8 protein-coding genes are annotated in these 12,134 nt (G+C 40.2%); 2 read left to right on the top strand and 6 right to left on the bottom strand.

Annotated features, from left to right (window positions below):
* The first annotated feature begins 20 nt into the window (after positions 1–20).
* Positions 21–941, top strand: coding sequence for a 50S ribosomal protein L11 methyltransferase (prmA, locus tag HXY43_RS08320; protein ID WP_290882111.1), 921 nt, complete (start codon positions 21–23; stop codon positions 939–941).
* A gap of 414 nt (positions 942–1,355) precedes the next feature.
* On the opposite strand, the gene HXY43_RS08315 is transcribed toward prmA, so the two are convergent.
* The 6 genes from HXY43_RS08315 to HXY43_RS08290 all read right to left on the bottom strand — a co-directional run bounded on the left by HXY43_RS08315 (position 1,356) and on the right by HXY43_RS08290 (position 10,587).
* Positions 1,356–2,270 (bottom strand): alpha/beta fold hydrolase, encoded by a 915-nt coding sequence (locus HXY43_RS08315; RefSeq protein WP_290882108.1) that lies wholly within the window; start codon positions 2,268–2,270, stop codon positions 1,356–1,358.
* 290 nt (positions 2,271–2,560) lie between these two features.
* On the bottom strand, positions 2,561–3,475 hold the full coding sequence (locus HXY43_RS08310) for a polysaccharide deacetylase family protein (protein ID WP_290882106.1): 915 nt from the start codon (positions 3,473–3,475) through the stop codon (positions 2,561–2,563).
* 868 nt (positions 3,476–4,343) lie between these two features.
* A complete protein-coding gene (locus HXY43_RS08305) occupies positions 4,344–5,630 on the bottom strand; it encodes a mannosyltransferase family protein (protein WP_290882178.1) in 1,287 nt (428 codons plus the stop codon).
* A 391-nt stretch (positions 5,631–6,021) separates the two neighbouring features.
* Positions 6,022–7,482, bottom strand: coding sequence for a glycosyltransferase family 39 protein (locus HXY43_RS08300; RefSeq protein WP_290882104.1), 1,461 nt, complete (start codon positions 7,480–7,482; stop codon positions 6,022–6,024).
* Between the two features lie 106 nt (positions 7,483–7,588).
* Positions 7,589–8,983 carry a DUF2079 domain-containing protein gene (locus tag HXY43_RS08295; protein ID WP_290882101.1) on the bottom strand — a complete coding sequence of 465 codons (1,395 nt, stop codon included), beginning with the start codon at positions 8,981–8,983 and terminating at the stop codon, positions 7,589–7,591.
* A gap of 329 nt (positions 8,984–9,312) precedes the next feature.
* On the bottom strand, positions 9,313–10,587 hold the full coding sequence (locus HXY43_RS08290) for a mannosyltransferase family protein (RefSeq protein ID WP_290882099.1): 1,275 nt from the start codon (positions 10,585–10,587) through the stop codon (positions 9,313–9,315).
* A gap of 140 nt (positions 10,588–10,727) precedes the next feature.
* On the opposite strand from HXY43_RS08290, the gene dxr reads away from it, so the two are divergent.
* Entirely contained in the window at positions 10,728–11,924 is a 1,197-nt protein-coding gene (gene dxr / locus HXY43_RS08285) for a 1-deoxy-D-xylulose-5-phosphate reductoisomerase (protein WP_290882096.1), read from the top strand.
* Positions 11,925–12,134: the final 210 nt, after the last annotated feature.

Genomic DNA, 12,134 nt, shown 5'->3' with positions numbered 1-12,134 from the left:
TCCCGATCCCCAAATTATCTATGGCTAACACTTGGTGGGAACTACAAATTTTTTGTGAACCAGACTTAGAGGATACTATCTTTTGGCGGCTGGCAAATTTTGGCTGCCGTGGTACCGCAAGTGAAAAGAAAGGAAATCATAGTCTAGTTAGGGCTTACTTGCCAATATTCCAAGCACAGCTTTTGGATTTGGCTGCACTGTCGCTGTGGCTGCGCCAAGACGCCTTGTGTGTAGGAGTTCCTGAACCTACCATGCACTGGCAGTTGATTGACGAACAAGATTGGGCCAGTAGCTGGAAACAATACTGGCAACCGCAGGATATTGGCGATCGCTTCTTGATTAACCCCGCCTGGTATCCAGTTCCAGAAAATAGCGATCGCTTGATTATTCGCCTCGATCCCGGTATGGCCTTTGGCACAGGCAACCATGCTACAACTCAGTTGTGCTTGGAATCCTTGGAAATGCGGCTTTTAGAACCTCCTTCATCTTTGCCGAAACAAGAGGAACAGCAAGAAGCTGCGGTAATTGCGGATATTGGTTGTGGTTCTGGTATCCTTTCCATTGGTGCTTTGCTACTAGGAGCAAAGCAAGCCTATGCGGTAGATACCGATCCCTTAGCGGTACAATCAACTCAAGAAAATTGTTTACTCAACGGCATTGCACCAGAACGCTTGCTGGTAGCACCAGGAAGTGTAGACGCTTTGGCAAAAATGCTTTCTGAACCAGTGGATGGTATAGTTTGCAACATTTTAGCTGATGTAATTATTGAATTAGTTCCACAAATGAGTGCGATCGCCAAACCCAGCACTTGGGGTATCTTTAGCGGGATTTTAGTGGAACAATCGAAAGCAGTCGCTGACGTTTTAGAAAAGCACGGTTGGATAGTAGCAGCTCTGTGGAAACGCAAAGAATGGTGTTGCCTAAACGTGCGCCGTTCTTAGAAGTCTATCAAGATTTATTAGCTTGGTACAGCATTGCACAAATTCGTAACGAATTAAACTTGGAAAGACTCTGCGTTCCTCCGCGCTTACTCCGCGCCCCTCTGCGTTGAAAAAAGCTGCGATTTCACCCAAAGCTGGACTCAGGAATAGGCAACAGCTTAAGCTTAGCAAACTCATAGCGAGTTGCTTAGAAAATCCAATATTTTGGCATCCCCCTATCTTCTTTTTCATGGAAATAGGGGGATCATATTCATACCAAGTTGTATTCAGATATAGCAATTCGTGCCCTCTCCCCCTCCCCTGTTCCAAATTGGGAGAGGGGCTGGGGGTGAGGGAAGTACTATCTTTGACTGCAACTTAGTATCAGATCTGGTTTCCGCAGGGTAGAAACCTGGTTTTTCAGGCGGTGTGTTTTCATCTGTGGTTGTTAATTTTGCATAAAGATGCCAACCACTCCACAATTTGCCCATTTACCACATCTGGTACTTCATCATGGGGGCAATGTCCAGCACCGGGAATGGGAACGATTTTGATATTTTTACCGTCCTCACGTGCCTGTTCGTATATTTTTGCGCCTGCGATCGGTGTCCAGGGATCGTCCGCACCCCAAATTACCAACAGCGGATGTTGGACTTTGGGTAATATTTCCGCAGGGGTGGGCCCAGGAGGTGCTGTCAGGATGGAAGCAAACACTTTCTGCGCTCCCGGATCGCAGGAAGGTGTATAAAGCATGTCTACCAGTTCATCAGTAACGGCTTGGCGGTTGCGATAAATCTGGTAGAGTGTACGGCGAATTTGATGTTTTTGGCGGATGCGGTTAAATACGAAAGTCCCTGTAATTGGATGACCGACCAACTTGTTAAAAGCTGCCATGACAATTCTAAGTGGTGGGTTCAGTTCGTGGGGACGATGACTCAACCCTCCCGCAGAGTTAATTAACACAGTACCGGCAGCAATTTCTGGATGTTCTGCCACTACCATCAAGCTTAAAAGAGCGCCGATAGAGTTGCCGATAAATACGGCTGGTTCTTGAATGTGTGCCGAGCAGAAATCTTTGAGCAGTTCTACCCACACCTCTACAGTGTAATTAATGGGTGCTTTATCGGAGCCACCAAAGCCCAAAAGGTCAACGGCAAAGACTTGGTAGCCAGCATTTGCTAAAACGGGGATATTTTTTTGCCAGTGTCCAATACAAGCACCAAAGCCGTGAACTAAAACCAAGGGTTTGCCTGTACCTACAACAGTGTACTGAATTTTGTAGCCTTGCCAAGTCCAAAAGTGTTTTTCAAACGTGGCTGCTGTTGGTAGCTGCTGTGTGTTTACAGTCATTATTATTAACATTAGTAAACTATTTATTTATATATACCAATCTTATTCAGTTGTAAAAATTCTATTATTTTAGAAAATCAGTTTCTTTTAAAATCATCAATTTCAGAATTATTGCTAAGTAGAACAACCAAATTAAACGTAAGATCCCCAACTACTCTAAGAAGCCGGGGATCTTTGTTCAGCAGTGCTGTACCTTTGATATTAAGTAATAGTACCAATTCTATATGAGTGCCAATTAACACTATAGCGTATTAATTGTTAGTCAATTAATAATTACTAATTACTTATTATTATTGATTTGTGTTTGCAATCAACTTTTGATCTTTATATTGCATTTCTAAGAGTTCTGGGACAGTGACAAAGCTATAACCCTGGTTTCTCAATTTGCTGATAATTAGTGGTAGGGCCGCTACTGTATGAGAACGATTACCTCCACCATCATGCATTAGCACAATACCACCAGGCTTAGACTGTTGTAGTACTCTATTCGTCAAAACAGATGCAGAAGGACGACTATAGTCTGCGGAGTCAGCCGACCACATAACCACAGCGTAATTTTTACCTCTGGCATAAGCTGCTAAGCCATTGTGCAGCATTCCACCAGGAGGCCGAAACAAAGTTGTCTTCACACCTGTAACTTGATAGATTAAATCTGATGTATTGTCAATTTCAAAAGCAGCTGCTTTTTGGTTAAAGTAATGATACCAATGATGCCAAGAGTGGTTGCCAATAACATGACCTTCAACCACAATTCGCTTGCCTAACTCAGGATTATTTTTGAGGTATTTCCCGACAACAAAAAATGTAGCTTTGATGTTATTTTCTCTGAGTATTTCCAGTACTTGGGCAGTGTACCCAGGCCAGGGACCATCATCAAAAGTAAGAGCTATTACTTTTTTGTTGGGAGCGAGTTTTGCCTTCCTAATTATTGTTCCTTGAAAACGTGTAGGTAAAGTATAGGAAAAACCTTTTACTTTTGCTTCTTGTTGCCAACTTGTTAGCATTGCTGGCTTAAATTTTTTTAAACGCTGCTGAGTTCCTACTTTTACTTCTATATCATTGATATTTTTTATAGTCTGCTTAGTTTCAGCTTGAAAACCAGTTAAATTAATAGGTATAATAAAACCAATAGTTAAGCTGCTGCATAGGGCAAGGAATGCAAATAATATCCCTTGCGGACAAGCAAACGACTTATTGTTTTCCACGTTATAGCTCCTTCACTGATTTAACCGTCACACACCTATCTGACGGTAATTTATAGCACAGTTTTTCAGATAATATTTAGATACCGTACTGTTTTCTGGAAAGCTTGAAAAATCAATGCAGATTCATAGAAATCCAGATATCAGGAAGATAAATTACACAGGTTTAGCTTTGGAAGGCCAATGCTAGAAATTGCTACTCTATATTTCTTAGTATTTAATATCAAAATATTAATTTCACACCCCATAAAAATATATTCTACTGCTGAGCTATATTATTACCTTGAAAAAAAATATTAAGTTTCTGGCTAACTTTTGCAATTCAGCTCTCACAAAGTAGCTAGACGCCGATCGGTCAAAATAGTTTCTGATCTACAAGAGATACTAAAACTTTAACCAAACTAGATGCTTTTTTATTTATAGCTTAGTTCTGCTAAGTCTTTTTCATGAGTTTTTAACGCTGATACTTCAGTAATTAAGTACCAGAAATTAGTAAACATCTAAATATCTGAGTTTGATCAACCCAATAAATTAGACTGTTCACATCATTAATATTACAATTGAATAAATATTATTACAGTATAAATACTGAATTTTTCTAATTATTTAGAAAATATCATTTTTTAGCTATATAGACATACTTTAATTCGACTATTTAAATTCCGACTTAGAAATCAGATTATATACATATACTAATTTAATTTACTAAAGTAATTTTTGTTTTTAAGTAACAAAATTCAGTAACGTTATTGATTGAGGCGATCGCATTCGCAGCTAGCGATCGCCCCTTTGACGCCCTAACATTACTCGCTTAGTCACAGTTGAGTATGGGGAAGCTAGCCCAATCGCCGCCTCCGACTAGATTTTTCCATTAACCAACCCAGAGGTTTTGAGCAAAGCCAATAGCAATTTTGGCAAGTATAACAGAAAACCAGCCTAGGATTAAGTATCCTTGACGGGGATAGCGTCCTAGTAAAACACCGAGAGCTATACTCAAAGGTACAAGACCGTAAGCCAGACGGCTAAGGGAGATCGTACCGCCGGAGGCTAGCAACAAAGCAATACCGCAAAAACCGTAAAAAATATTAACTGAGGTCAGTTGTTTACGTAAGTGCCATAGTAGATAGGCACCTCCCAAAACCATTACTGCGTTAAGCAAATGATTGATGAATTGTTCATCAACAAATATCAACAAAAATGTCACCAGGGCGTAAAAGCTGTAGAACAGCTTGATAGAACTCAACCTTTGTCGATAGCGCCACAAACCATAACAGCTGCTGACGATGATGCCAAACAATAGCAAATGCAACAGGTTTTGAATCGAACTATGTCGCCAATTTGATGTACCTATGGCTATATTCAGCAGCATATTCAACCAACCTCGCCAATCAAATCCCAAAGAGGGTCGCCATCCTCGCTGGGCATGAATAAAAGCTAGAGGATCGCCAAAATCAATTGCACAATACAGACTGAACAACAGCAGTCCAATCGCAGTAGCAAAAGAAGCAAGGTAGGCAATAGATGGTCGGCGTTCTCTCCAACTAGCAATTACAAAAGCCGGGATAAGTGCTAACCCCGTAGGGCGTGTTGCTGTTGCCATTGCACCCCAAAAAGCAGTCCAGCGATATTGGTGGCGATCAAAGGCACGCAAAGCGGCTGTACTCAAAAATAAGTACAACCCTTCGGTATAAATGACTGTCCCGAATAGAGAGAGAGGACACCAAGCTAGGACAGTAGTAGCCCATCGGGCACAGTTTGTACCATGATGCTCTAAAACCCAAAAATAGACACAATAAAGCGCTGCAAGAAATGCCAAGTTATTTACGAGTACACCTGCAACTTCAAATGATAAGCCCAGGTTCATAACGCCGCGAAGCATCAAAGGAAATAATGGAAAAAAGGCAATATTATGTTGACCTCCGTCATTGACAAATTCATACCCAGAAGTAGTTATCTTGTGGTAATGTACGCTATCCCAAGCATGAAATACTCCCCAGCCAAAGCTGGGTACAATTCCATCTTCAGGCTTGGGTAGATTGGGTGCGATCAGCAACATGGCAGTCCAAATAAATAATCGGCTGACAAACCAAATTGCTGTTGGAAAAAGAAAATCATTTTCCCATAAACTTTTTTTGATAAATATCTGAACTTGAGCCATAAGCATGAATGTTTTTAGACTCCTTGATTCACCCTTAGACCTATGGCTGTGACATTGTCATTTATGTGTAATAATTTGTGCATTTCACTCCTCCACCAAGATAAATAACCACTGAAAGTAAATAGTAAAGTAAATAGTCTAGAAAATTTGTCAACAGTCATTAATCAGCAGTTAACAGTGAAATAGTATTAACTATTATCCTCAGGATTTCTCTATAAATTGATAGTATTTATATGAACAATTTTGGTAGAAAATAAAAATTGATTAAATTCACTAGATTTCACTTGAAAATAGAGAATAGGTAAAGGGAAGCGAACACTAGCGGTAGAATGTTTGCACAACTCCAACCAAGAGTGTGAGTGCTTCAAGAACAAATTTTGCGATCGCAGATTTATTTCAAAACATAATGTTCCTCAATTTCTTGTTCATTACTGTAAGTTTTAGAGTAATGATCGCTGATATAAGTCATGAGATTGCGATCGCTCTTAATTTGAGAAGTCCACCTAGTTAGGATAATTTGCTCAGGACGATAATTTTGTAAAACAGCAAGCATTTTTGTTGATGTCAAATCTCCAGAATTCAGTCTTTTATATGACATCACAGCAATTTCTGGAGGTACGCGTAAACCAGTGTAAAATCCATAGATAGGATTATCTGTAAATATCCATTGGGTGGAATTTTTATATTTTAAAATCATCTGCATGAGTTCTATATTCTTAGGTACACTTCCCCGAGGATTAGGAGGGGTTATAATTATTAGGCAAATCAGAATCAAAATTAAAACATAAGGTATTGTAAGTTTTTTCAGATTCATTAAATTTAAATTAACATGACTTTTTTTGATAAAAAAATCACGTAATAAATCAAATCCATAAGCACCCAACCAACAAATAGGAATAGCCAGCAATGGATAATAATGATACCAAATTGGTTTATGTCTAAGTAAAATAAATGTAGCAGTAACCAGCCAGGTTATAGGAAGAAGACCATTTTTTTGTTTTTTGGAAAAAATAGCCCAAATACCGATGAAAGCAAGAAATATATAATCATAATCTTGACTAATCATGTAGTTAAGATATTTGAGGTTGTTAAAATTTTCTAATCTTGAATCTGACGGTTGGTTGAGATGAGTTCCAAGGAACTGTTCGTAATTCCAAAATTGTTGATATTGTGAACCAATCAAGATATAAATAAATACCAAAGATATTAACCATAATGAAATAGCTTTTAACTGAATTTTTAATATTTTCCTTTCTTCAATAAATTTACTTTGAAAGGCTAATAAATCAAAAAGCATCAAAGGTATTAGATAAAGAGTAAATAATTTTGTTTGCAAAGATAAAGCAAGGCAGCTACCAGATAAAACTAGATATAAATTGCGATAATTTTGTTTATACAAATACAAAAAATAAATAGATAGCATTGCCAATGTTAATGATGGAATGCCAATCATTACGGAAATACTGAGGCGAATATAGAGCCAAGAAGTGAATAATAAAATAGTGGCTACTAAAGCTGCTAAATTTCCTAGGGTAAGGCGAATAATTTGATAAAAGCACCATATTAATAGTGCTGAAAACAGAAGCGTTAAAAAGCGTGCAGCAAATATTGAGTTACCAAATATATTTAACCAATGTGATAAAAGGACAGTAAAAATTGGTGGTTGGTCATTCCAAATTTGGGTATAGAGAGCAAAACCTTTTGAGTAAAGAAAGGCTTTCATTAAATTAAAGCCTTCATCATAGTCAAATTCAAAGGTTTGCGTGATTGGCTGCAACCTAATGAGAAGTACTATACCAACAAAGAGAGCTATAATTAATAGCTGAAAGAGAATATTTTTCCATCTGAGCATACTTATGCCAATTGTAAATAGTTAGTAGTTAGTAGATAGTAGTTAGTAGTTGGTTGTTAGTCACTAACCACTAACCACTAACAACTAACCACTAACTAATTTTTAATTAAGACTTATTCACAAATAAATAAACGTCATCACGCTGGTAACTCAGTTGAAACAATGCATTATTTTTTAATTGATTAACTAAATTGTTAACCACCTCTGGATTGCCAGATCCTCCGGGATGACGTAGATTGAGCAATATATACTCAAAATGATTTAAATCAGCTGGTGGCGGAATTTGATCGTCAACATATTGAATCTGGGAGCGATGAGTTAAATGCGGAGTTATACTGTGGGTAGTTAAAACAGCGCCTTGAGTTTGAACTTGGGCGATCGCTTGTCGCGTTGCTTGCCAAGTATCGAGTTCGCCCAAATATATAGACCAAAAATTGCCATACTTCGCTAATGCAAAGAAAGCCACTACAGCCCACAGAATCATAGCCTTTCTAGTATGCAGCCATCCTTTTCCAGCAGCGAGAGTGGAAATTACAGCCAATAATAAAAAAGGCAATACTGGTAGTGAATACTGTTGAGTTAAGTCTCGCTGTACATGTAATTCAGAAAGAGAATTTACCACCAGCACTGGAATAGCACTCACTAAAGGAGTCAAATGTTGTGGCGCAAGTCCCCAAATTACTGGCGCAACTAATAGTGCTAAATATTCCAGGGTTGCGAGTGAAAATACTTTCCCCAATACTAACCCTGGCTTCAAAACCAAATTACGGGCTATCTCAAAAACTGAATCACCTAGATAAGTGTAACGCGCTACTGCTGCTGCTTCATTATTGCTGAAAAAGGGAATAATTATCTGACTAGTAATTAAAAACCAGCTAATTCCAGCCAATAAGGCAAACAATCCGCAAATCCGCCGCTTTTCAAACAGCAGCAACCAGATACCCATTGCTGCCACTGTTAGCGATATCACGGCTTTACAGCCCAAAATAAAGATAACACCTAAACAAAACCATCCCGTCTTACTTTGCCGTGCTGCCCAAATTGAACCCAGAAATACAGGTATGGCCATCACTTCTGGGTGGAACTCATACAAGTTGACATTAAAAACCAACGGATATAGCAGGTAAACTGCTGCCATTGCCACTGCTTGGTTTTCTTTCAGTCCTGCTTGACGACTAAGATGGTAAGTAGGCAATGCTCCCAAAGCCAAGGAAATAGCTTGCACAGCTAATAACCAGTAGGCACTTGGGTAAATTTTGTAGAGTAGAGCCAATGGATAGACTGCCCAGGCTGCATGGTTGCCCATGTGATGAAAGCCAAGGATAGAAGAAATCGGCGCTTGTCCTTGGCTTATCAAGTAAACTACCTGGTCATAAATTCCGATATCAAAGGCTCCTGATTGAAACAGCGCGTGTCGTACACTGCTGCAAGCAAATAAAATTAGGGCACTAATGCAGATCGCTGAACCGACAGTGCCAAGCTGAAAAAGTTGTTTTTTCACTCCCAGTTGCAAGCAACAATCATGGTTAATATTTTCTTAACCTTCTCATCTTACGATCTCCGGGAAAAAACGGAGATGAATAATTAGTAATTAATGATTAAGAATTAGTAATTACGCATTATTCTCTAAGAGGATGTCTGAGAAGTCAAAAATGTCATGCTGTAGGCGTAAGCCTTCCCGCAGGGTACGGAGCGTCAGCGTAGTGAAGCATCTCAAATCACAACGAAAAATTGGGATTCTACTCTGCGAGAAGCCGCTGCGCGTCTACGCTTCACTTCGTTACGCTCAGAATGACAAAATATACTTTTGGTCAACTTTTCAGACATCCTCTAACCTACCCAGAGTTCTTGAGCAAACCGCACAGAGAAACTCGCAAGTAAAATTGCAAAGAAGCACAAGGTTAAGTATCCCCAACGAGGATGACGAGACAACAACACACCAAGGGCGATGCTGAATGAGACAATACCGTAGACAATACGACTAAGTGACCAAGTTCCGCCAGAGACAAAAATTAATCCTAAACCGCAGAAGCCATAAATCACTGCAACATAATTCAATTGCCTGCGTAAGTGCCACAACAAGTAAGCACCACCCAAAACCGAAATGGTGTTAATCAACGGATCGCCCGCCACTATCCATAAAATTAAAAATAAAGCTGCAAAGCCATACTCCACTTTCACCGCGCCCAAGCGTTGACGATAGCGCCAGATTAAATAACCAAGGGCAACGATGACAGCAAAAAGTAGAGGATGCAGGGGGTCTTTTAACGAGCCATTTTGCCAATTGGTTGTACCAACTGTGATTTGCATGAGCATTTTCCACCAACCCTGCCAATCAAAACCCAGGGTTGAGCGCCATCCCTTTTGGGCGTTAATAAACGCTAGAGGATCGCCAAATTCAATGGCACAATAGAGGCTAAACAACACTATTCCCCCAGAAGCGGTCAAACCAGCAATATAGGCAATAAGCGATCGCCCCTCTTTCCAAGCAGTAATTAAAAAAGCTGGAATCAATGCTATTCCCGTCGGACGTGTTGCTGTTGCCATTGCCCCACAAAGGGCAGCCCAGCCATATTGTTCTTCCTCAAAGGCACGCAAAGCCGACGAACTCAAAAATAAATACAGTCCTTCGGTATAAATTACTGCTGTAAATAACGTGGGCGGACACCATGCCAGCACAGCAGTTGACCAACGCGCCTCCTGGAGACCGTTATATTCCTTTACCCAAAAATACACGCAGTAAAGTGCGGCTAAAAATGCGACGTTGTTTACTAGTTCTCCTGCCACCTCAAACGGCAAGCCTAAGCTCATCACTCCCCGAACGATGAGAGGAAACAAGGGAAAAAAGGCAATATTATGCCCCTTGCCGTCATTGATGTATTCATACCCAAAAGTGGCGATACTGCGGTAATGTACGCTATCCCAAGCATCAAATACCCCTAAGCCAAACGTAGCAGCTTTTCCTCCTGTTGGTGCATCTAAAAGAGGAGCAAGCAACAACATGGCACTCCAAATTACCAGTCTGCTGGCAAGCCACATCGTTGCTGGAAATATTAAATCGTTTTTCCATAAATTTTTTTTGATAACTGTCTGCTGTTGAAGCATAAGCTGGAGTGTTGGCAAGGACTCGTTGCCCTTGAGTTTATGGATACTTAAATAACTTACTCAAAAATGTGATTTTATTGGTGTTATTTGTGAGTCCCGAGCAATTTATAGTGGAGTTGTTTGTCGATCCTTAAACAATTGTGAAAGCGATTACTCTTCTTGGTTCTACTGGCTCGATCGGTACTCAGACTTTAGATATTGTCGCTCAAAACTCCGATAAGTTCCGAATTGTGGGATTAGCGGCTGGGAATAATATAGAACTGTTGGCTGCTCAAATCCGACAGTTTCGACCGAGTATAGCAGCGATTTGTTCAGAAGAAAAATTACCTGCACTCCGCAATCTGATCGCCGATCTCGATCCTCAACCAATTCTTATGGCTGGAGATGCGGGAGTGGTGGAAGTTGCCCGGTACGGCGATGCTCAAACCGTCGTTACGGGTATTGTTGGCTGTGCTGGATTGTTGCCAACGATCGCCGCTATTGAAGCTGGTAAAGATATCGCCTTGGCTAATAAAGAAACCCTGATTGCTGGGGGGCCTGTTGTTCTACCACTAATCGAGAAGTATGGCATCAAACTATTACCAGCAGATTCCGAACATTCCGCAATATTTCAGTGTCTGCAAGGTGTGCCTCAAGGTGGCTTGCGACGAATTTTGCTCACTGCGTCTGGTGGTGCTTTCCGAGATTGGCCCACAGAAAAATTAGCAGAAGTGACAGTCGCCGACGCCCTCAAACATCCGAATTGGTCGATGGGCCGGAAAATCACTGTGGACTCTGCCACTTTGATGAATAAGGGATTGGAAGTAATTGAAGCTCATTTTTTGTTTGGTCTGGATTACCAAGATATCGAGATTGTTATTCATCCCCAAAGCATTATTCACTCCCTGATTGAACTCCAAGATACCTCAGTGTTAGCTCAACTGGGCTGGCCGGATATGCGCTTACCCCTACTGTATGCTCTGTCTTGGCCTGAACGCATCTACACCGACTGGGAACGGCTGGATTTGGTGAAAGCAGGTAATTTAACCTTCCGCGAACCAGATCACCAGAAGTATCCGTGTATGAAGTTGGCTTATGCTGCGGGTAAAGCTGGCGGTTCTATGCCAGCTGTGTTGAATGCGGCAAATGAACAAGCTGTAGCGTTATTTTTGGATGAAAAAATTCGCTTTTTAGATATTCCTCGGTGCATCGAATGGGTGTGCGATCGCTTTTCATCCGATAACCGTTCAAATCCTACTTTAGATGACATTTTGGCGGCCGATCAATGGGCAAGGCAAGAAGTTGTGACTGCCACTGAAAATTTAGAATCTCGTCCGCGCATAATTTCTTTCCGATAACCAATAACAAACTTAAATTAGTCAGCGTTCAGCCTCAAACTGGACGCTGATAATAATTATATTTTTTATATACTATTTTTAAATTTTCATAAAAAATACTTTTTATAAATTTATAAAAATAGATTACTAAAAACATGGTGCATTGTGTTATTGTCCGGTATATTATATAGCAGGAAAAATTAACACAAACATCAAATATATCCTAGAACT

Source organism: Fischerella sp. (genome assembly GCF_013388695.1).
Lineage (GTDB): Bacteria > Cyanobacteriota > Cyanobacteriia > Cyanobacteriales > Nostocaceae > PCC9605.
Note: the sequence above shows the minus strand (reverse complement) of the source record. Positions and strands in the feature narration are given on the sequence as shown.

What these genes read in the sequence shown, in the direction of transcription:
- prmA (WP_290882111.1), top strand. Translation starts at nt 21, where the DNA reads ATGGCTAACACTTGGTGGGAACTACAAATTTTTTGTGAACCAGACTTA.
- HXY43_RS08315 (WP_290882108.1), bottom strand. Translation starts at nt 2,270, where the DNA reads ATGACTGTAAACACACAGCAGCTACCAACAGCAGCCACGTTTGAAAAA.
- HXY43_RS08305 (WP_290882178.1), bottom strand. Translation starts at nt 5,630, where the DNA reads ATGGCTCAAGTTCAGATATTTATCAAAAAAAGTTTATGGGAAAATGAT.
- HXY43_RS08300 (WP_290882104.1), bottom strand. Translation starts at nt 7,482, where the DNA reads ATGCTCAGATGGAAAAATATTCTCTTTCAGCTATTAATTATAGCTCTC.
- HXY43_RS08290 (WP_290882099.1), bottom strand. Translation starts at nt 10,587, where the DNA reads ATGCTTCAACAGCAGACAGTTATCAAAAAAAATTTATGGAAAAACGAT.